General features: G+C 50.9%; 18 protein-coding genes and 2 riboswitches. Of the genes, 9 read left to right on the top strand and 9 right to left on the bottom strand.

Going from position 1 to position 25,776, the window contains the following annotated elements; genetic code table 11:
* Positions 1-15: 15 nt before the first annotated feature.
* Both rfbC and NSU14_RS35300 read left to right on the top strand, forming a co-directional pair.
* A complete protein-coding gene (gene rfbC, locus NSU14_RS35305) occupies positions 16-570 on the top strand; it encodes a dTDP-4-dehydrorhamnose 3,5-epimerase (protein WP_340948842.1) in 555 nt (184 codons plus the stop codon).
* Between the two features lie 204 nt (positions 571-774).
* Positions 775-3,060: an O-antigen ligase family protein gene (locus NSU14_RS35300; protein ID WP_340948841.1), complete on the top strand. Its 2,286-nt coding sequence runs from the start codon at positions 775-777 to the stop codon at positions 3,058-3,060.
* 371 nt (positions 3,061-3,431) lie between these two features.
* Here the strand turns inward: NSU14_RS35300 and NSU14_RS35295 are convergent, their stop codons facing one another.
* The 6 genes from NSU14_RS35295 to NSU14_RS35270 form a co-directional block, all read right to left on the bottom strand.
* Positions 3,432-4,502 (bottom strand): acyltransferase, encoded by a 1,071-nt coding sequence (locus tag NSU14_RS35295; RefSeq protein WP_340948840.1) that lies wholly within the window; start codon positions 4,500-4,502, stop codon positions 3,432-3,434.
* Between the two features lie 196 nt (positions 4,503-4,698).
* Positions 4,699-5,586, bottom strand: a complete 888-nt coding sequence (galU, locus tag NSU14_RS35290; protein WP_340948838.1) for a UTP--glucose-1-phosphate uridylyltransferase GalU — start codon at positions 5,584-5,586, stop codon at positions 4,699-4,701.
* 247 nt (positions 5,587-5,833) lie between these two features.
* A complete protein-coding gene (locus tag NSU14_RS35285) occupies positions 5,834-8,353 on the bottom strand; it encodes a DUF3656 domain-containing U32 family peptidase (protein WP_340948836.1) in 2,520 nt (839 codons plus the stop codon).
* Positions 8,354-8,674: 321 nt separating this feature from the next.
* Positions 8,675-10,552 carry a stalk domain-containing protein gene (locus NSU14_RS35280; protein WP_340948835.1) on the bottom strand — a complete coding sequence of 626 codons (1,878 nt, stop codon included), beginning with the start codon at positions 10,550-10,552 and terminating at the stop codon, positions 8,675-8,677.
* Positions 10,553-10,616: 64 nt separating this feature from the next.
* On the bottom strand, positions 10,617-11,762 hold the full coding sequence (locus tag NSU14_RS35275; RefSeq protein WP_340948833.1) for a S1C family serine protease: 1,146 nt from the start codon (positions 11,760-11,762) through the stop codon (positions 10,617-10,619).
* Between the two features lie 128 nt (positions 11,763-11,890).
* Positions 11,891-12,100, bottom strand: coding sequence for a DUF2759 family protein (locus NSU14_RS35270; protein ID WP_042140174.1), 210 nt, complete (start codon positions 12,098-12,100; stop codon positions 11,891-11,893).
* A gap of 424 nt (positions 12,101-12,524) precedes the next feature.
* Between NSU14_RS35270 and NSU14_RS35265 the strand changes: the two genes are divergently transcribed.
* Positions 12,525-12,764, top strand: coding sequence for a DUF3977 family protein (locus NSU14_RS35265; RefSeq protein ID WP_042140175.1), 240 nt, complete (start codon positions 12,525-12,527; stop codon positions 12,762-12,764).
* Positions 12,765-12,830: 66 nt separating this feature from the next.
* On the opposite strand, the gene uvrA is transcribed toward NSU14_RS35265, so the two are convergent.
* Positions 12,831-15,707, bottom strand: a complete 2,877-nt coding sequence (gene uvrA, locus NSU14_RS35260; protein ID WP_039307097.1) for an excinuclease ABC subunit UvrA — start codon at positions 15,705-15,707, stop codon at positions 12,831-12,833.
* 548 nt (positions 15,708-16,255) lie between these two features.
* Positions 16,256-18,247: an excinuclease ABC subunit UvrB gene (uvrB, locus tag NSU14_RS35255; protein WP_042140176.1), complete on the bottom strand. Its 1,992-nt coding sequence runs from the start codon at positions 18,245-18,247 to the stop codon at positions 16,256-16,258.
* 181 nt (positions 18,248-18,428) lie between these two features.
* Between uvrB and NSU14_RS35250 the strand changes: the two genes are divergently transcribed.
* The 3 genes from NSU14_RS35250 (at position 18,429) to NSU14_RS35240 (ending at position 20,824) form a co-directional block, all read left to right on the top strand.
* The gene (locus tag NSU14_RS35250; RefSeq protein WP_340948830.1) at positions 18,429-19,217 is read left to right on the top strand and encodes a flagellar motor protein; all 789 of its coding nucleotides are present in this window, start codon (positions 18,429-18,431) and stop codon (positions 19,215-19,217) included.
* Positions 19,214-20,107, top strand: coding sequence for a flagellar motor protein MotB (locus NSU14_RS35245; protein ID WP_340948829.1), 894 nt, complete (start codon positions 19,214-19,216; stop codon positions 20,105-20,107). Before NSU14_RS35250 ends, NSU14_RS35245 begins: the two co-directional genes overlap by 4 nt.
* 84 nt (positions 20,108-20,191) lie before the next feature.
* Complete coding sequence (locus NSU14_RS35240; RefSeq protein ID WP_340948828.1) at positions 20,192-20,824, top strand: hypothetical protein; 633 nt, start codon at positions 20,192-20,194, stop codon at positions 20,822-20,824.
* 133 nt (positions 20,825-20,957) lie between these two features.
* Here the strand turns inward: NSU14_RS35240 and gcvH are convergent, their stop codons facing one another.
* Positions 20,958-21,350 (bottom strand): glycine cleavage system protein GcvH, encoded by a 393-nt coding sequence (gene gcvH / locus NSU14_RS35235; RefSeq protein WP_039302830.1) that lies wholly within the window; start codon positions 21,348-21,350, stop codon positions 20,958-20,960.
* A 184-nt stretch (positions 21,351-21,534) separates the two neighbouring features.
* Positions 21,535-21,630, top strand: a riboswitch (glycine riboswitch).
* 3 nt (positions 21,631-21,633) lie between these two features.
* Positions 21,634-21,733: riboswitch (glycine riboswitch) on the top strand.
* Between the two features lie 86 nt (positions 21,734-21,819).
* Between gcvH and gcvT the strand changes: the two genes are divergently transcribed.
* From gcvT to gcvPB, 3 genes are read left to right on the top strand one after another with little or no spacing between them, the layout of a single operon-like run.
* On the top strand, positions 21,820-22,941 hold the full coding sequence (gene gcvT / locus NSU14_RS35230) for a glycine cleavage system aminomethyltransferase GcvT (RefSeq protein ID WP_340948827.1): 1,122 nt from the start codon (positions 21,820-21,822) through the stop codon (positions 22,939-22,941).
* Positions 22,941-24,293, top strand: coding sequence for an aminomethyl-transferring glycine dehydrogenase subunit GcvPA (gene gcvPA / locus NSU14_RS35225; RefSeq protein ID WP_076246503.1), 1,353 nt, complete (start codon positions 22,941-22,943; stop codon positions 24,291-24,293). Before gcvT ends, gcvPA begins: the two co-directional genes overlap by 1 nt.
* Positions 24,290-25,750 (top strand): aminomethyl-transferring glycine dehydrogenase subunit GcvPB, encoded by a 1,461-nt coding sequence (gene gcvPB, locus NSU14_RS35220; RefSeq protein ID WP_340948824.1) that lies wholly within the window; start codon positions 24,290-24,292, stop codon positions 25,748-25,750. The genes gcvPA and gcvPB overlap by 4 nt, the downstream gene beginning before the upstream one ends.
* Positions 25,751-25,776 lie beyond the last annotated feature (26 nt).

Below are 25,776 nucleotides of genomic sequence, written 5' to 3'. Positions count from 1 at the left end.
AGAAGGTGTTGAGACATGAAAATCACAGAATCGATATTGCCAGGCGTTTTCATTATTGAACCGCATGTTTTCGGCGATCACCGGGGCTGGTTCATGGAAACTTACAATGAAAGCGAATTTCAAAAGCAGGGGATCTCATTAAATTTCATTCAGGATAATCAATCCTATTCTGCAAGCAAAGGAACGTTGCGTGGATTACATTATCAGATTAATCCAAAAGCACAGAGTAAGTTGGTACGCTGCACAAAGGGTTCAATATTTGATGTCGCAGTCGATATCCGCAAAGGAAGCCCTAATTTCGGAAAGTGGTTTGGTATTGATTTATCAGCAGAAAACAAAAAACAATTATTGATTCCAAAGGGTTTTGCACATGGCTTCATGACGTTAGTTGAAAATGTTGAAGTTCAGTATAAATGCGATGAATTATACGCACCCGAATGTGATGGAGGCATTCTTTGGAACGACCCATCAATTGGAATTATATGGCCTATAGATGTTGTTCCCGTTCTTTCTTCTAAAGATGAACATGCACCGCTTTTAAAGGAAGCGAATCTGAATTTCCTATTTTAACTCTTGCCTCAAAACATTCAACAAATTAAGATGGCCTATGTCCTTAACGTTCCGCGGAGCGTTAGGGCATAGGCCAAATATATTTATTACATAATTAGTTTTGTCTTATGGTAACTGTTGCTTTCAACAAAGGCAAGACTATGTGAATAAATGTATGCTAAAATAACACTTAGCTATTGCAATTCAGAAAAAGGAGATAATAACGTGTCGAAACCAGTATACGGTAAAAATGCTGTACAGTTGAGAAATGTTGAAAAGATATCAAGTTACATATGGGCTTTGGTCGTTGCCTTTATTGTCTTTTTGGCTTGGACCCCATTTCAGGTGGGATTGTTTAATGGGCAGCAGATCGACTTCGAAAAGCCGATATATGTGTCTTCGCTGCTGAGCAGCCTTATGCTGCTGGTGTGGATCGGTCTGTATTTCATGAAGTTCAAACTTGAGGAGCAACGTGATTTGTTAGTGGTTGCCTCATTGTTACTGCCTGTCACATATGCATTGTCGCTTATTGTTGCTGCTTCGCATTATATGGCGATGAACCTGCTGTTCATACAGAGCATGTATATCGCAATATTCATTATAGCGTTATATCTGCTCCAGCAAAAGCAACTAAATGTTGTCATTCAGAATGCCATTCTGGCCATTGCTTATTTTATAGTAGGCTTCGGCCTGCTGAACTGGCTTGGGAACTGGAAATTCGCAGGCAGCCTTGTGGGCTGGTTCTCCAATACTGTGAAGGCTGGTAAATATTTGGATGCGGTAATGACGGACGCGAACGGTCTGCGTCTAACATCCATTTTCCAGTATGCCAATACTTATGCCGCCTTCCTGATGGCCTTCCTATTCGTAGCGGTATTCGCTCTGGTCCGCTCCAAAAAGTGGTACGGCACAGTGACTCACGGATTTATGCTTGTTCCAATTATTGTTTCCCTGCTGTTGACCTTGTCACGCGGCGGGCTTGTAATGCTGCCTGTAGTATTCATTCTGCTGCTGTTGTTCCTGAAGCCTGCCCAGCAGATTCTGTGGATTATTCATCTCGCCATTTCCGGTCTCGGGGCGCTTGCGATTACAAGTCCGCTGACCAATCTGGGTACAAAACTGAATACAACCTTCACTTCTGCTGCCGCATTTAAAGGCTGGGCCTATCTCTTGGGCGCTTCAGCAGTTGTCGCCGCTCTGGGCTGGGTCATTCAACATTTCGCCGCCCCATGGCTGCAGAAGAAACTGGGAGGCTGGGGTGAACGCAAACTCACAGGCTTATGGCTCCCTCTTGGAGCACTTGTTCTTGTTGCCCTTATCGCTTTCCTGCTGATTGGGACAAGCGTCCGCAGCATTTTGCCTTCCAATATGGAAACCCGGCTTGAGAACATCAACGTCAAACAGCACAGTGTACTTGAACGTATCACTTTCTATAAAGATGCGATGAAGGTGGTTAAGGATTATCCAATTATCGGTACAGGTGGCGGAGGCTGGGCCGCCTTGTATGAGCATTATCAGAACAACCCTTATGTCAGCCGACAGGTTCATAACTTCTTCCTGCAGTATCTGATAGAGGTAGGGATTGTCGGATTCGTCGTGTGTATGGGCTTCATCGGATATATTTTCTACAAATATATCCGCGCTTATCTGAAACGGGACAAGGACGATTTCAATAATGGATTCTTTTTCTACATTATCGCCTTATCCATCCTGATTCACAGCTTGCTCGATTTCAATATGAGTTACGCATTCATGGGCATTCTCGTATTCATCGGTTTGGCGGGTATGGGTGCAGTAATGGAGAGCAAGCCTCTCCGCAAAAGTTGGAATAAACCCGGATTACGCATCGGGTATCTGGTTCTGCTTGCGGTTGGTTCGATATATCTGCTCTTCCTATCGATTAGTTATATTGGGTCCAGCAATGCGGCATTTAAAGGGAAAAGCTTAATTTCGGTTAGCACTTCTTATGAAGAAATTAAAACACCTTTAGTTGAAGCACTAGATGCCCGCCCTTCTCATCCGGAAGCAGTGTTGTACCTGACTTCTCTTGATCTACAGGTGTTTAAACAAACTAAGGATGAGCAATACCTGGCTGAAGTCTCCAGTCTGCTGACTCGTGCTCTAAAAGACGAGCCCTACAACAAAAGCCTGTTGACTCAATGGGCCAGCTACTATGATCTGAAGGGTCAAAGTGATTTGGCCTTGGCTGTATATCGTGATAATGCTGATAAATTCAACTGGGATATTGACTGGTACGATGCACTAATCAGCCGTTCACAGACACTTGCGGCAGCTGCACATGAGCAGAAAGACGAGGCTAAGACGCAAGAGTATGTTACAACAGGTCTTGAGGCTTACAAGCATGTCGTTGACGGTGTGGAGCACCTGAAGACGCTGCCGCCTGAACAGCTGCAAGGTCGTCCATTCTCGGTCACATCAACTATTGCATCAAATGCCGACAAACTGCTGTTGCTGTCCAAAGAAACCACTAGTACTACAACTCAACCGTAAAATTAGTTTCAACATTTTAACTCTCATTCTCAAGGCCAGCCGCTTTCCCATACTTTAATAATTACTTTTGGTAGGAATTCAACATGTGGAAGGTACGGTTCGTGATGAGAAAAATGAGAAAATAAATAGGGCGGAACAGCATTCAGAATCCGAATGTTGCTCCGCCGTTAACCATGGAAAAAAACAGACTTTTCTTTTCTAAGCAGCATACATCAAATTACCATATACTAGATCTGTTGTGTATAAAATGTTACAATTCAATATTTACCCACTGCTTTTATAGACTTGAAATGTTAATTTTCGAATAGAACTATTTATTGCAAATTGATGAGAATGAATAAACGCAGTGGAGAGGACTCAACACTCCTTTACTATTTATTTTGTTTTTCAACTACTGAAGCATCATTCCAAAATGTGAGTTTCAACAATTTCGGCTTTAAAAATTCGGAAAATCGACTCATTAAGATTGGTGGGACTATCGCGCAAAAAATATACCACAAACTATTAATCAAGGTTAATGAATCCAATCTATGCTTGAAAATCAGCGTTATTAAATTGTACTTTTGCCCCAGACTTAGAAATAACAAATGGTATAAAAAAATATATAGAGAATTTTTCCCAATATAATTAACTATATTTAAAAGTTTCTTAAGATAATTCATCTTATATTTCGAGAAATAATCACTATAAACAGCGTAACAAGAGTATATAATCCCGAAAATTGTAAACGCATATACTAAGGCAAACTTATTGGGTGGATTTGACCATGCTAGATGTAACAAAGATTTATATTCTATAACGAAAATAGAAATAGCCGATAATATTAAGCAACCTATTGCAACTTTACCTGCAATTAACGTTCTTCTCATGTAAAAAAACATGCCTAAACTAAACGAGAACAAATAGCTTCCACCTAATAATTTCCCCCCACCTAGAGGTATACTCCCAATAGAAGTGAAATTATTTAAATATTTCGATGCTATAAAATAGATAACTAATAGTATAAAAATCTGCTTTAGTATACTCCCGTTAATTTTGAACAAAGAATATAGGACTGTTGAAATTATTACTAGTTGTATAAAAAATGCTACAAAATAGAACGCTCCAGATGCTGAAAATTCAAAAATCTGTTGTCGAAAAAGAGTTAAGTCAAACCTATAATTATTGTTTATAATGTGATAAACAAGGGTAGCAAAAAAATATGGAATAATAATGCTGTTTAATCTCTTAAGAATGTATCTAGCATCAATTTTAGACTTACTGGAAATAGAAATTGCTGATGTAATTCCAGCAACAAAAATAAATAATGAGACTGAATATATACTATGCATAATAATCGAACTATTTGCAGGATATATCAATCCTTCGGAATGATTAAGAATTACTGCAATCATGGCAAATCCTTTTGCAAAATCCGCCCACTCATACCTCTCTCGATTCACAATGTTGCCCCTTCACTAATACTAATATAATTCCCAACAACAATCTATATATTACTTGGTTGATAGATCAATTCAGGAATGGTCTATAACTCATAGCATCCTACACTTCAAATTAATTTTTTAATGGCTATAATCTTCCATCAGTTTGCATCATCACCAGCATTCTTTAATTCATTTCCATGCAAAACAACTACCACTAATTAGCTTTAATTTTTGTTTCGTTATTGATTATCCCTTTGAGGTAATCCAGCAATCCTTCTTTAAGCTCCTCATGCTGAAGCGCATAATGAATACTAGTCTGAATGAAACCCATCTTTTCACCGACATCATGCCGCTTGCCTTCGAAATCATAAGCAATAATCCGTTCCACTTCGCTTAAACGAGAGATAGCATCCGTAAGCTGGATTTCTCCGCCTACGCCCACCTGCTGTTCGCCAAGCATGTCGAAGATACGCGGAGTCAGGATATACCGTCCCAGGATCGCCAGGTTGGAAGGAGCATCTTCTCTCTTCGGCTTTTCGACTAGGCGGTTGGCCTTGTAGACACGTTCTGCTAATTCAGTTCCATCCACCAGTCCATACCGGGACACTTCTTCCCACGGCACCTGTTGAACTCCCACAATAGAGGATTTGTACTGATCGTATACATCAATCATCTGCTTCAGACATGGCTTATCCGACTCTACAATGTCATCCCCAAGCAGAACGGCAAAAGGTTCATTGCCGATGAATTTACGTGCGCACCAGATGGCATGTCCGAGGCCGCGCGGTTCTTTTTGGCGGATGTAGTGAATATCAGCCATTTCCGAGGATTTTCGTACCGATTCCAGCAGCTCCCACTTCTGCTTCTCAGCCAGATTGAATTCCAGTTCGAAGGAATTGTCGAAGTGGTCCTCAATCGCACGCTTGCCCTTCCCCGTCACAATGATAATATCTTCAATCCCGGAAGCTACTGCTTCTTCAACAATATATTGAATTGTCGGTTTATCTACAATCGGCAGCATTTCTTTTGGCATCGCCTTGGTCGCGGGCAGAAAGCGGGTACCCAGACCAGCTGCGGGAATAATGGCTTTACGGATTTTCATCTCATAGCTCCTTCTATTATCTTGTTTGCACCACTTGATTTCTTATAGAAAAATGGCATATTTGATTCAATTATAGCAGTTATAGCAGATTTTTGGCAGGGTGATTGTGTTACATCTTGGAACAGATGTAGAAAAAGCAAAGGCCAGATGTCCTGAGAGTGTATTCCTCCTCAAAGGCAGTCTGGCCTAGCATGTATTTATTAGATCCTGCATCAGTACATATACGTCTGAAGATTACACAAATTGCTTACTTCGCATTAACCAACTGCCCGCGTGTAACCCCAAGCTGGTTGGTGGCCTTCAGGCTTTTCCAAACCTGCGTTCCGGAGATTTCTCCGCGCAGTGCGCGGCTGTACAGGCTGATAACCTCAGCTACCTGCTCCGGTGTTTCCTCCAGGAACTCTACGCGGAAAGAAGATACGCCAAGCTCACGGAAGTGATTCAGGTATTCTGCACCTGACTGTTCAACGGCGTTATAGACGGTGTTGCGGCAGCCTTCGTCTACACGGACAGGATGGGACATGCCGATCCGGTCCTGCAGCGAAGCACGCTGCTCCTCGCAAGGACGGCCACAGTTAGTGTAGTCAGTACCTTCACTCATGAAGGTGCAGTATACGCAGTGCTCAGTGTGGAACATTGGCAGATGCTGGTGAATAACAACCTCCATCCGCGAGGTGTCGCTGTGTCCGAGCAGATCAACCATCTGCTGGATGTTCAGGTCATACGACGGTGTCACCACATCAAGGCCGGCATTCAGGAACAGATCAACCGCTCTGTGGTTGGCGATATTCAGCGAGAAATCGCCGATCAGCCGGGGATGCACAGCATCCGGATGCTCCATCCGGTGGCGCAGGTAATAATACAGCGCGCCGGTATTGCGCACCAGCACAGCATCCGGCTGCAGCCGCAGGATGTTGGCATGATAGCCGTTCTCGTTCGGCATATGGATGCGCGGTGTGGCCAGCGTGATGCTGGCCCCTGCAGCCCGCACAGCGTCTACTGCCGCCGGGAACTGCTTGATGAACTCGAAATCGGCGTAAATGCTCGTTACGCCGGCTTCGAGCGCAGCCTGCACCTGCGGCAGGCTGCGGCACAGCGCGGTGAGATCCGCTTCACCGCGCGCCTCTGCGGCGCCCCTGCGGGAAGCGCCGCCGTAGACCTCTACCTCCCGTTTCACATACACGGGAGGCTTCGGGCGCTCGCCTGCAAGCAGCTCCACCGCCTGGCGGCGGATGCTGTTCAGCTCGCGCATGGGCACAATCACGTCGCCTTGCAGATGCGACTCCAGCGCTTCAAGCTGGAACACGGTTCCGCCCAGGCGGCCAAATTGTTCTTCCAGCAGCGCGGTATCCATCGGACGCTTCTGCGCTGTCTCCAGCGCTAGCTCCGAATCCACACGGACGGTTACCTTCTTCTGAATGTCCGTCCACCAGGTCGTCAGCTTCTCACCGGCGCAGCCTTGCACTCTCACGTGAACCGGGAAGACCCGGTAAGGCTTCTCAGTCTCATACGACTGGCGCAGCGCCTTGTCGAGCGCCGGATCATTCGTCTTCCAGATGCGGTCGCCAACATGCAGACGGCGCAGATCCACGTCATTACGGCCGGGTACGATGTCGATAATCCAGCCTTCACCGGCTTCGCCCTCCAGCTTGACGCCTTTGCGGCGCAGATCGTAGACGCGGCCGCCCTCCTCCTTCTTGGTCGGATCTCCGGCATCGAACACGATTCCGTCTCCGCGCTTAAGCGGAGCATGAATACGGCAGACTACACCGTCGCGCAGAATCTGTTCGACGGTTCCCATGAACACCCCCCGGCTTTTCGGGAAGGTGCCATCAACTAATTTCTTATTGTTAGTACCGTCCAGGAAACCATGAGTGAAGCCGCGCGAGAAGCTCTGCTGCAGCTCACGCATGTCCTCCTTCGAGGTCGGTGTCCAGTTACCGTCAAAATACTTATCAATCGCTTTGCGGTATTTACTAACCACATTCGCAACGTATTCGGGAGTCTTGAGCCGGCCTTCAATTTTGAAAGAGGTCACTCCAGCTTCAATCAGTTCGGGCATCAGATCAATAGCGGCAAGATCTTTCGGGGACAGCAGGTAGGTTACATCACCCATCGGCTTCACTTCTCCGTCTACCACCAGGTCATACGGCAGGCGGCAGGCCTGGGCACATTCTCCGCGGTTCGCAGAGCGTCCGCCCCACATTTCGGAAGTCAGACATTGTCCGGAATAGGATACACATAGTGCACCATGCACGAAGACTTCCATCGGCAGGCGGGCTTGTTCGCCAATCGTGCGGATCTGCTTCAGATTATTTTCACGGCCAAGGACTACACGTTCCAGCCCCCAAGGCTTCGTGAACTCCACCGCTTCCGGTGAAGTAATCGTCATTTGCGTAGAACCGTGAATCGGGAAATCCGGAGAGATCTCACGAATCATCTGGACCAGACCCAAGTCCTGTACTATAACCGCATCCACACCGGCATCCACGCAGGCATCGATCAGTTCCTTTGCATCCGGCAGCTCATTCTCAAACACCAGTATATTAAAGGTCAGAAACCCCTTCACTCCATAGCTGTGCAGAAAGGCCATAATCTCCGGCAGCTCGTCCATACGGAAGTTGTTGGCTCTGGCCCGTGCATTGAATTTCTCTACGCCAAAAAAGACAGCATCCGCCCCGTTCGCCACTGCTGCACGCATGCAGTCCCAGTCTCCCGCCGGAGCCAGCAGTTCTACGTCTTCTCTGCGTATTTGTTGCTCTTTCATTTATATCCTCCTAAACCGCCTGTTCGGCGGGTCATTTACAGCTTTTTAACTTATTAATTGTATCAAATATCACATCTCTGCGCCATCAAAATGGCAAGAATTATATGAATAATAGGAGGACAGAAGCATCATGCTGCATTTTTTTGTCTTTTACATCGCAAATCACCAGGGTACGGAATATCGTCCGGCTGTAGTAAATCATATCTTATCCATGATTCATATACCTTCCTCGAGCTCTTTCCCTTACAGAAAAAAAACGCCCCACTGCCTACCGGCAACTGAGACGTTCTTAGTCATAGCTAATTTTACGCTAACATTAAACTATGAGGATTCCCCCCACCCAAACGACCCCAGCACCCTCTCCAGCACCGCCTGCTGGCTGGCTGTTGCATTGGCATCATTCAGCGTAACAGTGATCGTGAACACCACATCATTCTTGCTGAAGATAATGTTTCGCGTGCTCACAGGGATGCTGCTCTTGGTCTGTTCTACTGTGAGGATGGTGGCGGGCACTCCCGCAAAGGTGGTTTCCTCCACACTTTTCACCTGCGGCCCTTTCGGGTCTTTTTTGGTGTTCTGATAATAGCTCTGCAGCTGGCTGACGGCATATTCCAATGTAACATCCGGACTGGCATAAATCTGGAACCGTCCGCCGGTGAAGCGGTATTCCACGGTCTGGCTCTCAAAAAGATCCTGATATGGCGTCCACAGGCGCGGAATATCAATACTGTAACCGTAAGCTTTGGAGCTCTTAGGGATCGACTTTGTGCTGAGCAGCGCGTAATCATCGGTTTCCAGACGGCCAAAGTTCTCCTTGATCTGCGCAAAATCAATATCGATGGAGTTAAGCACATCTGTGAACCGCGCCTTGTCGCCATCCTGTCCTGGCGCTGTCTGGTATTCAAAATAATAGCGGTAGCCGTTCTTCAGCAGAAGAATCTGATATTCCGTACTCCAGCTGTTGCCTGGATTGAGTCCGATTTCATGGATCAATACCAGCTCACCGGAGACTTTGCCTGCGATGCCGTTCTTCAGCGTATAAGCTTCGGCCACGTAGGTGTCACGCAGCTGCGACTCCAGTTCCCGGCTCCAGCTCTCGAGCGTTGATCCCGCAGGGGCAGAGCTCACTTTTACACGCAGATAGCTTCCCTGTTTGCTCTCATAATATAAATGCTGGTCATCCACACTCCAGTCTGCCGGCACCAGCAGTGAGATTCCGTAGTCTTCGTTATATCCTTCGCGCAGGCCGTTTGTGACTGTGGAGAGATCACGGATGCTTTTGTCAGAAGAATTATAGGAAGGTTGGAAGGAGTCCAGCAGCACGGCATACTGATCCAGATCCTTATAGTTCACCGCGTTATCGTCCGTCAGATAAATTTCATACAGCCTGCCGCTGGCATAATATTGCCTGCCCTCCCACAGCGCTCCACTGGAATCCTTGCTGACTATCCGGGCGTAAGGAACCTTGGCTTCAGGCACGACCTCCCGGTCCAGTACAGTCTCTCCGCCCTCCTCCGATGACCGCACCAGATTCTCCAGCAGCCCTTCCGGATCAAGCGGTACCTCCTGCGGTGAAGCATGGACCTCCAGATAATAATTATTCTCTGCACTCATAAAAGTCGCAACATTCTCATTCCCCCCGCTGTCACCCACAACAAGTCCGGACGGATAATTCATACTCCATTCAAAATAACTGTTGCCGATCCGGGTTTTGCCGACATCACTGTCGATGCCGCTCTCCGGTTCTGCTGCCGCCTCCTTCTCCGAAGGAGTAAGTGTAACCAGCAATCCCCCGCCATCTGCCGCAGTAATCCGTGCACCGAGCACTCCTGTCACGAACCGCAGGGGCACCATCAGCACACCGGAAACCATACGCGGCGGCGCAGCAAGCTTAATTTTGACGCCATCCTTCCAGGCAGTGGTACTGCCTATCGTCATCGCTCCGGTATGCGGACCGTACATCACCTTCACTACATCGTTACCTTCAAGAGAGACTGTGCTGCCGAATGCTTTTTTGAAAATCCCCAGCGGCACCATGACCGCCCCGCTCTCCGTAAAGGGCTTCTGAATCACTATCGGTTCCCCGTTAACCTTTGCAGATGCGCTGCCTACTTTGAGGCTTAGCTTTAGAATCGGAGTTTCTGCCGCATAGGCATTCATGCCCGGAAATACAGCAAGCAACAATAGCACTACCAGCATGACAGACAGTCCGCGGGGTATAGATTTCCTCCCCAATCGCCGCGTTCCTGCTTCTGCAAGTCTTCTACTCTTCCGCCTGATCATCGCCATCCACCTCCGCCTCTTCCGTATTCACCAATGGATCACCTTGCCCCAGAACAAGGCTTCTGGCGACGATATCGCCGTCACTTTGCATGAGCAGCTTGACCACTGCTCCCGGCTTGTATTGCTTGAACCATTCGTTAATGTCCACAAGGGACGCGACCCGGTGGCCGTCTATCGCATACAGTGCATCTCCGTCGGCAATCCCCGCCTTCCGTGCTTCTGCAGTGACCACCTTCGTAACCGTTAAAGGCTCCTGGGTAGGCAGCCCGACAATGACGGGCCAGCTCTCCTCCAGCTCAACTCCGAGACTCGGACGGCGGACTTCACCGTATTTGAGCAGCTGATTCATAATATACTGCACCGTATCTGCCGGAATGGAGAAGCCCATATTTTCCACGCCTACTGCCGCAAATTTCAAGCTGTTGACCCCAAGCACCTCACCTTTCATGCTGACCAGCGGCCCTCCGCTGTTGCCGGGGTTAATCGCCGTGTCGCTCTGAATCAGCCGGTAAGCCGCATCCACCGAACGGTTGAGGCCGCTAATCACTCCTACGGTAGCCGAATTTCTGAGGGAGAACGAAATAGGTGTGCCAATCGCTATGACCTTCTCTCCAACTTGTATGCCTGCCGGGCTAGCGGCGAACTTTGCCGGCTTCAGGGATTTGGCTGCAATCTTGATCAGAGCGAGGTCACTCACCTCATCCAAATATGTATCCGTAATGTTATAGCTCTTGCCGTCTGAGGTAATCACTACTGCATTCTGCAGCCCCTCCATGACGTGGGCATTGGTAATAATCCACCCGTCTGCTTTGACGATAATTCCGGACCCGTGTGTCAGATTGTAGCGGTCATCCGGACCTCCAGATTCACCACTGGCTTTGCCGATAATGCCCACGACCGATGCCGACACCGCGCGGATAATTTGTGGTACCGGATCCACTGCAGGTTTAGCCGCTTGCTCCTTGTTAACGGGCTTGAGTCCGCCTATTTGTCCAGCCGTTACAGGGCCTGTCCCTCCGTACACTGTGCCAAGTGCAGACAGCGGACTACCTGTGAATCCCGACAATATCAACCCGCACAACAGCACAATGCCACTCCGGGCAACTGCATTCTTTCCCGCGTTCATCGCCTTCCCCCTTTCTCCTGTACAGCTGATTCCTTCATCATTTTAAAAAAAGACGCCTTTAGGCTCGCCGGGTGGCGGATAAAGGTGTCTTTGAAAGACCTTGCTTCTGAAGTTAGTTGTGCCTGAACTTAGCTGAACCAATTCATAATCATTGCATAGTCAGAGACTGCAAAAACCAGCAGGCTCACCACTCCGAAGCCGATTGCAAATTTGTTCTTCTGCGGAGCTTTCAATAGCCGGACCACACCGATAAATATCAGGATCGTGAATAGAATCATAAATACATCGAAGGTATGAAATGTAGACGGTTCTTGCGCGGCAGCTTCTGCAAGCAGCATGGCAATCCCTCCCTGAAAGTGTTGTCAAGCAAGTTCATCTAATCCATATCACCTTCTATGTTATCGCTACCATTTCAGTGACGCAATAGAAATTGTCTAAAAATTATGTATTTGTCATAAAAAATATTTCCGAAGCCGGAAATCAGCTAAAATACAGAGATATTTATCATTGACCATTCGTTGTGGTATGTGATTTTCAAGGAGCTGATTCCTATTGCAACCGCAACAGCCTCTGCTAATCATTCAACGCAAAACCCTCTCTTTGAATCTTACTGCGGACATGCTGTAGTTATGCCAGTTCTGCTTCTCTGCCGCCAGCATAATTTTTGTCTGCACACATGAAATCGCCTGCCACAACCCTCACTGTAAAACTCCGGACGACGATGTTATGATCAGTCATGCAGAACTGGAGGTGCCCGCCGGCTTGAAATACATCGAATTCGGAATAGGAAACAGATGGCTGGTACGAACTGAGACCGAGAAGCCTGATGGTACAGAGACCGAAGCACGGGGAATTATCGGGCCTGTTAAATGCCGTTCCCTGTATATAAGAGTCTGGATCAGAAGAACGGTATGGATTCTGGATTCACAGGACGGCTTCAAGAAAGCCACCAAAGCGCGCAATCACTTCAAAGTGATCTTTGGTATCCGGAGTGAGTTGTAGTAAAAAAACAGCCCATGCCCACCTCGCAGTGGACCATGGGCTATTTAAGTTTGCAGCTTCCTCCGGTTACACCGTATCAGAGGTCTGAAGTTCAAGCGCCTGAGTACGTTCGGTGTCGCGGATGAGGACTGGCTTCAGATACCGGCCTGTGTAGGATTCCTCGACAGTAATCAGCTTCTCCGGCGTTCCGGTCGCAAGCACCGTTCCTCCGCCGCTGCCGCCTTCCGGCCCCATATCAATAATATAGTCAGCAGTCTTGATTACATCGAGGTTATGCTCAATAACCAGGACCGATTCACCGGAATCCACCAGACGGTGCAGCACCTCAAGCAGACGGCCAATGTCATCTACATGCAGGCCGGTCGTCGGCTCATCCAGAATGTACAGCGTCTTGCCGGTACTGCGGCGGTACAGCTCGGAAGCCAGCTTCACGCGCTGCGCTTCACCACCGGACAAGGTTGTCCCCGGCTGGCCGATGTTGATATAGCCCAGACCCACATCAAGCAGCGTCTGCATTTTGCGGTGGATACGCGGGATATTCTTGAAGAATTCCGTTGCATCCTCGACGGTCATCTCCAATACATCGGAGATACTCTTGCCTTTATATTTCACTTCCAGCGTTTCGCGGTTATACCGTTTGCCCTTGCAGACTTCACAAGGCACATACACATCCGGCAGGAAGTGCATCTCAATCTTGATAATCCCGTCTCCCCGGCAAGCCTCACAGCGGCCGCCCTTCACATTGAAGCTAAAGCGCCCCTTCTGGAAGCCGCGTACCTTAGCCTCATTGGTCTTGGAGAACAAATCGCGGATATCATCGAACACACCTGTATACGTGGCCGGATTGGAACGTGGTGTACGCCCGATCGGTGACTGGTCAATCTCAATTACTTTATCCAGATTCTCCAGACCGCGGATTTCTTTATGCACACCGGGACGGACCTTGACAGCCTTGTTAAGCTGGCGTGCCAGGCTCTTATAGAGAATTTCGTTAATAAGTGAAGATTTGCCGGAACCGGATACTCCGGTGACCGCTGTAAAGACACCAAGCGGAATCTTCACATTTACATTCTTCAGATTATTCTCTTTAGCCCCGCGAATCTCTATCCAGCGCTCATTATCGGTAGGCCGGCGCGTCGAGGTGACAGGGATGAATTTGCGTCCGCTTAAGTATTCACCTGTCAGGGAGTTCGGATCGTCCATAATCTCCTGAGGTGTACCTTGAGCAATTACCTGTCCGCCATGTATTCCGGCACCGGGGCCAATGTCGATAATATAGTCGGCAGCCATCATGGTATCCTCATCATGCTCAACGACGATCAGAGTATTGCCCAGGTCGCGCATATGAGCCAGCGTAGCAATCAGCCGGTCATTATCACGCTGATGAAGCCCGATGCTCGGCTCATCCAGAATATACAGGACGCCCATCAGACTGGAGCCAATCTGTGTAGCCAGCCTGATCCGCTGCGCTTCACCGCCGGATAACGAGCCCGCTGCTCGGCTAAGGGTCAGATAGTTCAGCCCTACATTTACAAGGAATCCTAAGCGGCTGCTGATTTCCTTAAGAATCAGGTTAGCGATGGCCGTTTCTTTCTCACTGAGCTTGAGATTCTCGAAGAAATCCAGACAATCTCCAATCGAAAGATCCGTTACATCGGCAACATTCTGCTGATTAATCGTCACGGCCAGAATCTCTTTCTTCAGTCTTTTGCCTTTGCAGACATGGCATGGCTTGGCGCTCATGAAGCCTTCGATAAACTCACGGATGCCTTCAGAGGCAGTGTCGCGGTAACGGCGCTCCAGATTCGGGATGATTCCTTCAAAAGCAACAAGTGCATCCTTGCGCTGGCCAAAGTCGTTCTCATAACGGAAGCGGATCTTCTCACTGCCCGTTCCGTGCAGCAGCTTGGTCATATGCTCCGGTGACAGGCTGCTGACAGGAACATTCTGCGGAATTTTGAAATGCTCACATACCGACTTCAGGAACTGCGGATAGTAGTTTGACGTACTGCCTGTCCAGGCTAAGAATGCACCTTCTTCGATGGACTTCTCCGCATCCGGGATCAGCAGATCCGGATCGACTACCATCTTCACACCAAGCCCGTCACATTCCGTGCAGGCACCAAACGGGCTGTTGAACGAGAACATACGCGGAGCAAGCTCTTCTATACTGAACCCGCAGATTGGGCAGGCAAAGCTTGCGCTGAATAAAAGCTCTTCCTGGCCCATCACATCGACCAGAATCTGACCGCCCGACAGCTTCAGTGCAGTCTCCAGTGAATCGGTAAGACGGGTCTCAATATCGTCCTTAATGACAATCCGGTCGACAACAACTTCAATCGTATGCTTCTTATTCTTCTCCAGTACAATATCTTCCGTAACTTCGCGAAGCTCACCGTCAACACGCACACGAACGAAACCTTGCTTGGAGATATCCGTGAACAAGCCTTTATGTTCACCCTTACGGCCGGAAATCACAGGTGCCAGAATCTGCAGGCGGGTCTTCTCCGGGTATTGCATAATCCGGTCAACCATCTGTTCCACAGTCTGTGATGTAATCTCTATGCCATGATCCGGACAATGGGGATGCCCAACCCGGGCAAACAGCAGCCGCAGATAGTCATAAATCTCTGTAACCGTACCTACGGTCGAACGCGGGTTACGGCTTGTAGTTTTCTGGTCAATCGATATGGCCGGGGATAGCCCGTCAATGGAATCCACATCCGGCTTCTCCATCTGACCCAGGAACTGGCGGGCATAGGCAGACAGCGATTCAACGTAACGGCGCTGGCCCTCGGCATAAATCGTGTCGAATGCCAAAGATGATTTACCCGAGCCGCTCAGTCCCGTCAGCACGACGAAGCGGTCACGCGGAATCGTTACGTCGATGTTCTTGAGATTATGGGCCCTTGCGCCCTTGATTATTATACTTTCGTTCGCCAACGGTACCTCTCCTTTATAAAAACCTATTAAAATGGAAAAACATTTAGCAAAATATTTTCGATCCCTCCCAAACCCTCCCTTCCAAGGGAGGGCCCCAAGGGTTGCACCCTCTGGACACCCGCAAGCTCGGCGGAAAGAGTTAGGACTGGGATGGAATTGGCTACTGGGGCAATGGGAGCGCTAGTCCCTACGGGACCGCTATACTATAGGCGCAGGATACGGCTCGCTGCATGCTACTAGCGGGCCGACAACCGCTGTCCCTACGGGATGCGCGAACTGCGGCTGTTCCTACGGAATGCGCTAAGGGCTTAACTACAAGCTGTCCCTACGGGATGCGCGAACTGCAGCTGTTCCTACGGAATGCGCTAAGGGCTTAACTGCAGCTGTCCCTACGGGATGCGCAAACTACGGCTGTTCCTACGGAATGCGCTAAGTGCTTAACTGCAGCTGTCCCTACGGGATGCGCGAAGTGCAAATGTATCTTCAAAAAGAACGGCCAGTGAAGCGCCGTTCCGTGATCATTAAGTGTAAGTGCTGGCGGGGCCAGCTTACTCGGCCCGCAGTTCAAGCAACGCATCGCGCAGCTCGGCGGCGCGTTCGAATTGCAGGTTCTTGGCCGCGTCCTTCATCTCGGCCTCCAGACGCTGCATCAGGCTCTGCTTCTCTTTCTTGTTCAGCTTGCCGCCGGCGCCGGTGAGATAATCGGCCTTGGACTCGGCCACCTTGGTGGCCTCGATGATGTCACGCACTTTCTTATTGATTGTCGTTGGCGTGATGCCGTGCTTCTCATTATGGGCAATCTGAATTTCACGGCGGCGCTGGGTTTCGCTCATCGCCTTCTCCATGGAATCCGTAATACGGTCGCCGTACAGAATGACACGTCCATCAGAGTTACGGGCCGCCCGGCCGATGGTCTGAATGAGTGAACGCTCGGAGCGGAGGAAGCCTTCCTTGTCAGCATCTAGGATGGCGACAAGGGAGACCTCCGGCAGGTCAAGACCTTCTCTTAATAAGTTAATACCCACCAGTACATGGAACGTACCGAGCCGGAGATCACGCAGGATGGCCATTCGCTCCAACGTCTTGATATCGGAGTGCATATACCGCACCTTAATCCCGATTTCCTTGAAGTAATCGGTCAGATCCTCGGACATCTTCTTCGTAAGTGTTGTAACGAGTACACGCTCATCACGCTCTACACGGTCACGGATTTCGCTGATCAGATCATCGATCTGTCCCTCTGTAGGGCGTACTTCGATGATCGGGTCCAGCAGGCCGGTAGGACGGATAATCTGCTGCACCATAGTATCGCAGTGCTCCATTTCGTATGGTCCCGGTGTAGCAGACACATATACAATCTGGTTCACTTTCTCTTCGAATTCCTCGAACTGCAGCGGCCGGTTATCCAGCGCGGACGGGAGGCGGAAGCCATGCTCCACCAATACTGTCTTACGCGCACGGTCACCATTATACATAGCCCGGATCTGCGGCAGCGTTGCATGGGACTCATCAATAACAATCAGCATATCATCCGGGAAGTAATCCATTAAGGTATATGGAGTCGCTCCCGGCTCACGGAAGGTAAGCGGGCCGGAATAGTTCTCGATACCGGAGCAGAAGCCCACTTCCTTCATCATCTCAATATCGTACCGCGTCCGCTGCTCCAGCCGCTGGGCTTCCAGCAGCTTGCCCGCATCACGAAGCACGGCCAGCCGTTCCTCAAGCTCCCGCTCAATGTTGATAATAGCTACACGCATCGTTTCTTCCTGGGTGACAAAGTGCGAAGCCGGGAAGATCGCTATATGATCGCGCTCACCAATCAGCTCTCCTGTGAGAACATCAATCTCGGTAATGCGCTCTATCTCATCTCCGAACAGCTCCACACGGATCGCATGCTCCCCCTGTGAAGCCGGGAAGATCTCGACCACATCGCCGCGTACCCGGAACGTCCCGCGTACGAAGTTAATGTCATTGCGCTGGTACTGGATCTCCACGAGCCTGCTCAGAATCTGATTGCGCGGCTTCTCCATCCCTACCCGCAGTGTCAACAGCATACTTCCGTATTCCTGTGGCGAACCGAGGCCATAAATACAGGACACACTCGCAACAATAATAACGTCACGCCGTTCGAACAGCGAACTGGTGGCGGAGTGCCGGAGCTTGTCAATTTCTTCATTTATGCTGGAATCTTTCTCTATGAAGGTATCGGAGGAAGGAATGTACGCCTCAGGCTGGTAGTAATCGTAGTAACTGACGAAGTAGTCAACGGAATTGTTCGGGAAAAATTCTTTGAACTCACTCGCCAGCTGCGCCGCAAGCGTCTTGTTGTGCGCAATGACCAGCGTCGGGCGGTTCAGTTTGGAAATCACTTGTGCGATGGTAAAGGTCTTGCCTGTACCTGTCGCTCCCAGCAGCGTCTGGTGCTTCTTGCCCTGCCGGATGCCGTCCAATAATTCTTCTATGGCATGAGGCTGATCGCCCTGGGGTGTATACTCGGACTCCAGTTCAAATGTCTTTGTACTGACGACAATATCACTCATTTGCCCGTCTCCCCTCTATCGTCTAAAATATATGAATATATTATAATTGTAGCCCTAATAGTTGCCTATCCATACCGTACTGAAAAATATGGAAGATAGGAATACACGTTCCCGTTTATTATACAGCGTTGCCCAGATTGATGCAAACCATAATATATAGAAATTTAAGGAGCTTGAACTTATGGATATCACTTCAATTATCGGCCTGCTGGCAGGCATTGCCGCAATGATCGGCGGCTTTCTCTGGGAAGGCGGAAGCTTATCCGGCCTGCTGCAGCTGAACGCCGCGCTGATCGTATTCGGCGGCACCCTTGCCGCTGTACTCATCAGTTTTCCGGCCTCCAGATTACGCAGCGTCCCGGCGGCTCTGCGCCTGGCATTCGGCAGACATCCCGACACCACCCAGGAGAAGGCCGAAGAGCTGATCTCCATGGCTGCAATCACTCGGCGCGGGGGTGTGCTTGCGCTGGAGAAGAGAGCGGAGGAGCATCCGGATACCTTTACCCGCGAAGGGCTGTTTCTTATTGTCGACGGCACCGATCCTGATCAGGTCCGGCAAATTCTTGAACTGGAGATGGACGCCAAGGAACTGAAGTATGAAGGCTATGCCAAAATCTTCGAAGCCGCCGGCGGCTATGCTCCGACTATGGGGATCATCGGCACCGTAATGGGATTAATACGGGTACTGAGCAATCTGACGGATCCCTCTAATCTGGGGGCCTCGATCGCTGTAGCTTTTACAGCAACGCTCTATGGCGTAGCCAGTGCTAATCTTATATTTTTACCCATCGCCTCCAAAATCAAATCCCGCAGCCAAAGCGAACTGGGCAGCATGGAGATGCTGCTTGTCGGTATCCTGTCCCTGCAGAATGGGGATCATCCGCATCTGGTCCGCAAAAAACTGACCGCCTTTATTCTCGATGCCTCACCTAGACGCAGCAGCAATAATAACCCGGGAGACCCGCTATGAGACAAAGAAACCGCCGCCAGGGACGTAGTAGAGGTAAGGAGAACCGGGACCGCTGGATGATTACCTATGCGGATCTGATTACGCTTCTGCTCATTTTTTTCATCATCCTGTACGCCATGAGCAGTCTGGATACGCAAAAATACGCGATCGTTACCGGTTCATTATCTGATACCTTTAAGAGCGGCAGTCCTGTGCTTGAAGGCGGAAATGGAGTGCTGGATGGTAATCAGGGGAACACGGGAGCCGCAGTCTCGAATGAACAGGAAGCAGGCGGAAGCACTGGTGGCGGTCTTTCTTCCGGGGGCAATGTGAAGGAGAGTGGTTCGAACGGAACCGGGACGGGCACAGATACATCCGGGCAAAACGGGGAAACTGCAGAACACCAGCCTTCGGCGCGTGAGCTCGCTTTTCGTGAGCAGGAGGCCAAACTGGCCGCGCTTATGGGTGTAATCACCAAATACGTGGAAGATAACAACCTTGGGGAGCAGATCTTTGTAGCGGATAAACCGCAGGGCATTGCCATCACGCTTAGCGACCGGTTCCTGTTCGATGCCGGCAAAGCCGAGCTGAAATCACCTGCCTTCCCGGCACTGCGCCAGCTATCCGGCCTGTTCCGCGGAATTGGTGCCACGATCAGCATCGAAGGCCATACCGACAATGTCCCGGTAACCGCCGCTTCAGATTACACGGATAACTGGGAGCTATCCGGCGCCCGCGCACTCTCTGTGCTGCGCTTCTTCCTGGATAACGAGGGGCTTAGCCCTGATACTTTCCAATATGCCGGTTACGCGGATACCAGACCTGCTTACGATAACACTACCGTTGAAGGACGGCAGAAGAACCGCCGGGTCGAACTTATTGTCCTGCGGCAGCTTCAAGAGGAAGAATAACACGTATCTGCAAGCGAATCAGCTCAGAGATCTGCAGATGAGAAGGCACGGCAACCATTTGCTAGTATAAGGAGATTGAACGCTATGCAGACTACAAACGGAACGACACCGGACGCCACCCGTTTTCTCTATTTTCTGCGGCAGCCGGTTTCGCTGATCATGATTGTTTTTGCCCAGGGAATAATTACCTTCTTCATTGGTTTATTATCTGTATTTATGATGTTCTTCTCCTCCGATTACTTCTGGGGGGACCTGGCCCATGTGTATCCTCCCGATAAACTGATGTATATAGGCATTGACTTCCTTATTGCCGGCGCAGCCTTTGCCCTGCCCTGGCTCGGGGTCTGGTGGATGCTGTACGGTTTGTCCGAGGATGGACGCATCCGCTGTTTCCCTCTTCTTTTACTCTTCGCCTATCTGACATTTGTGATCCTCTTTCTGCAGATCAATCCGGTCTATAACCCGGAAGCCATGATCCCTTCCTCCGCCGGGGAATCCACATTTCTGGTCTGTATGGGCATGTCTGCCGTGGTGCTTTTCCCGTTTTATTCGGCCGGTGTGTATTACTTCGTGCTCAAACCCAATACCCGTCCCAGAAAAAGATACCGGTTCCTATTGCTGTGCCTTATCTTTGCCGTTACGGGTCTGGCTCTGCTGCCCGCCCTTTGGCACTTGGCTCCCCGCATTTATCCGGGGCTGCTTAGCTTTCCGGAGTGATACAGAAACGCAAAAAGACAGACCTCTCACATTAGTGACATCTAATGTAATAAGAGAAGCCTGCCATGTTCATCTTTTCGTAAATCCAGTTCAGTCATCTATTCTAATAATCCGGGTACATAAACGGTTGAAACTATTCCCCAACCAATTCCTTATAAGCAGCCGCATCCAGCAGGCCGGAAGCTGCCTCGGCAAACTCACCGTCAAGCTCCAGCTCAAAAATCCAACCGCCGCCGTATGGCTGATCATTGATCAGCTCCGGACTGGATTCGAGTGCGTCGTTGATCTTGGTTACCTTGCCGGATACCGGCGAGTACAGCTCCGACACCGTCTTAACAGACTCGATGCTGCCTACGCTGTCGCCCGCGGAAATGGCTGCGCCGACTTCCGGAAACTCAACAAACACGATGTCGCCCAATAAATGCTGCGCATGATCCGTAATTCCCACACGTACTACGCGTCCTTCACCCTGCTGTGCCCATTCATGCTCTTCGCTGTATAGCAGGTTGTCCAACACTTCACTCATTTCCAAGCCGCCTCTTTTCCACATTTGGAGTTCTAAATTTAGTTATAGCCTAAGTTATGACCTTGCCTAATGTCAATATAACTGACAGGAAAATTAAATTTGTCATCTTTTTGACGTTTTTTGATTGACAGCGTGCTTGTAAACCCGGTTTAATGGAGTCAGTAGAAAAACATATGGTTTGCGAATGATGGCATAGGGAGAGACTGACCCTCAGGGGCAGCGCCGAAGGAGTAAGCCCGGGATGGGTGAATCTCTCAGGCAAAAGGACCTTTGCCGGACGCATCTCTGGAGAGCATCCACAGCCTGGACAACAGGAAACGGATCACCAACGGGGAAACCTGCGGGCATGATAGCAGGGTAACTCTCAGGTACAAAGGACAGAGCGAACGTCTATTGATGCATGTTTGATGTGCATTGATGGACTTTCGCCTGTCCTTTTTTGCATGTAAACAGACTAAGGGGTGACACGATGGAGTCTTTGAGAAGAACGCCTTTTTATGATCTCTATGCCGCTTATGCGGAGTCCAGATGCATTGATTTCGGCGGCTGGGAGCTGCCGGTGCAGTTTACTGGCATCGTTAAGGAACATGAAGCGGTCCGCCAGCAGGCCGGACTGTTCGATGTATCGCATATGGGTGAATTCATGGTTGACGGCAGCGGCGCTGAAGCCTTCCTGCAGCAGTTGACCACAAATGACGTCAGCCGCCTTGCAGACGGCGCGGCGCAGTATACCCTGATGCTCTATCCGAGCGGCGGCGTAGTAGATGATCTGCTCGTCTACCGCCTGGGCCATGAGCGCTATATGCTCGTCGTGAACGCCTCCAATATCGACAAGGACTTCCAGTGGCTGCAGGAACATCTCACCGCTGAATTCAGCGGTGTCAGCCTGAAGAACGTCTCTGATGAGACGCTGCTGCTCGCTCTGCAGGGTCCGCTGGCTGAGACGATTCTGGCCGAAGTTACCTCTGCCCCGCTCGCAGAGATGAAGCCCTTCCACTTCATCGAACACGCCGAGGTCTGCGGCGTATCTGTACTGCTCTCCCGCACCGGCTATACCGGGGAGGACGGCTTTGAGCTGTACGCCCCGGTCCACACAGCGGCTGTACTCTGGAATGGTCTGCTGGCCGCAGGCGCGCCGCATGGCCTGACCCCTGCCGGACTCGGCGCACGCGACACGCTCCGCTTCGAAGCCAAGCTGCCGCTGTACGGCCAGGAGCTCTCGGCGGATATTACGCCGCTCGAAGCGGGTGTCCAGTTCTTCGTGAAGCTGGACAAAGCAGATTTCATCGGCCGTGATGCCTTGCTGAAGCAGAAGGAAGCCGGTCTCCCGCGCCGCCTTGTGGGGCTTGAAATGATCGACCGCGGGATTCCCCGCTCCCATTATCCTGTATATGCCGACGGTGTGAAGATCGGTGAAGTCACAACCGGTACTCAATCCCCAACGCTGAAGCGGAATCTCGGACTTGCCCTGCTGGATGCTGCCTATACTGAGATCGGCACAGAGGTGTATGTGGAGATCCGCGGCAAGCAACTGAAGGCTGCCGTGATCAAAGCCCCCTTCTACAAAAAGAGCCAAGGAGTGAAGCCGTAATGAAGCACCGCTATCTGCCTATGACGGAGCAAGACCGCGCAGAAATGATGGAGACTGTCGGGATTCAGTCCATCGATGAGCTATTCGCTGATATCCCTCAATCTGTCCGCTACCAGGGAACGATGCCGATGTCCGGCCCGCTGGACGAATATGCGCTGCTGCGCCATATGAAGGGTCTGGCTGACAAGAATGCCGACTTTGATACCCATGCCAGCTTCCTTGGCGCCGGCCTCTATGACCACCACATTCCTGTTGTCATTAACCATATTATTTCCCGTTCGGAATTCTATACTGCCTATACCCCTTATCAGCCGGAAATCAGCCAGGGCGAGCTTCAGGCAATCTTCGAATTCCAGTCCTATATCTGTGAGCTGACCGGTATGAAGGTCGCCAATGCCAGTATGTATGACGGCGCAACGGCCTTCTCCGAAGCAGCCGTGCTTGCCGCAGGTGCCACGAAACGCAAAAAGCTGATTGTCTCCCGTACGGTTCATCCGGAAGCCCGCCAGGTGCTGCGTACTTCGGCCAATGCCTGGGGCCTGCAAATCGTGGAAATCGATTATAAGGACGGGGTTACCGATCTTGCCAAGCTGGCTGAGGCCATTGATGCCGATACTGCCGCCGTTCTGGTCCAGTCGCCCAACTTCTTCGGCGGCATCGAGGATCTGCGCCAGGTTGAGCCGTTGATCCACGCCGTCAAGGGATTGCTCGTGGTCAGCGCGAATCCCATTGCACTCGGCGTGCTGGAAACGCCCGGCAAGCTGGGCGCCGACATCGTAGTCGGCGATGCACAGCCGCTGGGTATCGCTGCATCGCTCGGAGGACCAACCTGCGGATTCTTTGCGGTTGCCGAACCGCTGATGCGCCGCATGCCGGGCCGGATCGTCGGCCAGACCGTTGACCGTAACGGCAAGCGCGGCTTCGTCTTGACCCTGCAGGCGCGTGAGCAGCATATCCGCCGCGAGAAAGCGACGTCGAATATCTGCTCTAACCAAGCGCTGCTGGCGTTATGCGCATCCGTCTACTTGTCCGTGATGGGCAAGGAGGGCATGCGCGAGGTTGGTGAGCTGAACATCCGCAAGAGCCATTACGCCGCCGGACGGCTGGCTGAAATCACCGGTGCAGAGCGCGTCTTCACCGCCCCGTTCTTCAATGAATTTGTCCTGAAGCTCCCGGAAGGCAGCAGTGTCAGTGAAGTGAACTCCAGGCTGCTGAAGGCAGGTTATCTGGGCGGCTATGATCTGGGCCGTGAGTATCCGGAGCTTGCCGGACATATGCTGGTTGCCGTGACTGAGAAAAGAAGCAAGACCGAAATTGACGAATTCGCCACTGCACTGGAGGGCTGTATATGAAACCGGAACAAACCCTGATCTTTGAATTAAGCCGCCCCGGCCGCTCGGCTTACTCTTTGCCTCTATGTGATGTGCCGCAGGAAGAGAGCATCAGCTCACTGATTCCTGAGGGCCTGCTCCGCAGCGAGCCGGTAGTGCTGCCGGAAGTATCCGAAGTGGATGTTATCCGCCACTATACTGCCCTGTCCCGGCGTAACTTCGGGGTCGATAACGGCTTCTATCCGCTCGGCTCCTGTACGATGAAATATAATCCGAAGATCAATGAGGATGTGGCCCGCTTCCCCGGCCTTGCCAAGATCCATCCGTACCAGCCGGAAGAGAGTATCCAGGGTGCACTTGAGCTGATGTATACACTGCAAAAGGATCTCGCCGGACTGACCGGCATGGATGCGGTCTCCCTGCAGCCTGCCGCCGGTGCCCATGGCGAATGGACCGGCCTGATGATGATCCGCGCCTACCATGAAAGCCGCGGCGAGGTCCGCACCAAGGTCATCGTGCCGGATTCCTCGCACGGTACCAACCCGGCCAGCGCCGCAGCCGCCGGACTCGACACCGTCACCATTCCTTCCAATGATAAGGGAATGGTCGACCTCGAAGCGCTGAAGGCCGCGGTCGGCAGCGACACCGCCGCGCTGATGCTCACTAACCCGAGTACTCTCGGACTGTTCGAGACGCAGATCGTCGAGATCGCCGCGATTGTCCATGAAGCCGGCGGATTGCTCTATTATGACGGAGCGAACTCCAACGCCATCATGGGCATCACCCGCCCGGGCGATATGGGCTTCGATGTGGTCCATCTCAACCTGCACAAGACGATGAGTACGCCGCACGGCGGCGGCGGTCCGGGAGCCGGACCGGTCGGCGTGAAGGCGAAGCTGATTCCGTTCCTGCCCCAGCCGTCGGTGGTGCAGAACGAAGACGGCAGCTTCTCGCTTGACTCCGGCGGGCCGCAATCTATTGGCCGCGTCAAAGCCTTTTATGGCAACTTCGGTATTCTGGTCCGCGCTTACGCCTATATCCGCACCTACGGCCCGGACGGACTGCGCGAGGTGTCCGAGAACGCTGTGCTGAATGCCAATTACATGATGCACCGTCTGGCATCTTATTTCGAAATTCCATTCCCGGGTGTCTGCAAGCATGAATTCGTCATGTCCGGCAGAAACCTCAAGCAGTACGGCGTACGTACCCTGGATGTTGCCAAACGGCTGCTCGACTTCGGCTACCATCCGCCAACCGTGTACTTCCCGCTGACAGTAGAGGAATGTATGATGATTGAGCCGACTGAAACCGAAAGCAAGGAAACGCTGGACGGCTTCATTGAGACGATGATTCAGATCGTTAAGGAAGCGCAGGAGACACCTGAGGTCGTTATTAATGCACCGCATACCACGGAGATCAGCCGTCTGGATGAGACCCAGGCCGCGCGGAAGCCGGTTCTGAACTGCTCCTGCGGCTAAACGCGACTGGCGGCAACGCACAGGCG

Source organism: Paenibacillus sp. FSL R10-2771, assembly GCF_038000205.1.
Taxonomy (GTDB): domain Bacteria; phylum Bacillota; class Bacilli; order Paenibacillales; family Paenibacillaceae; genus Paenibacillus_AQ; species Paenibacillus_AQ phytohabitans.
The sequence above is the reverse complement of the archived record's forward strand: the minus strand, read 5'-3'. Positions and strand labels throughout refer to the sequence as shown.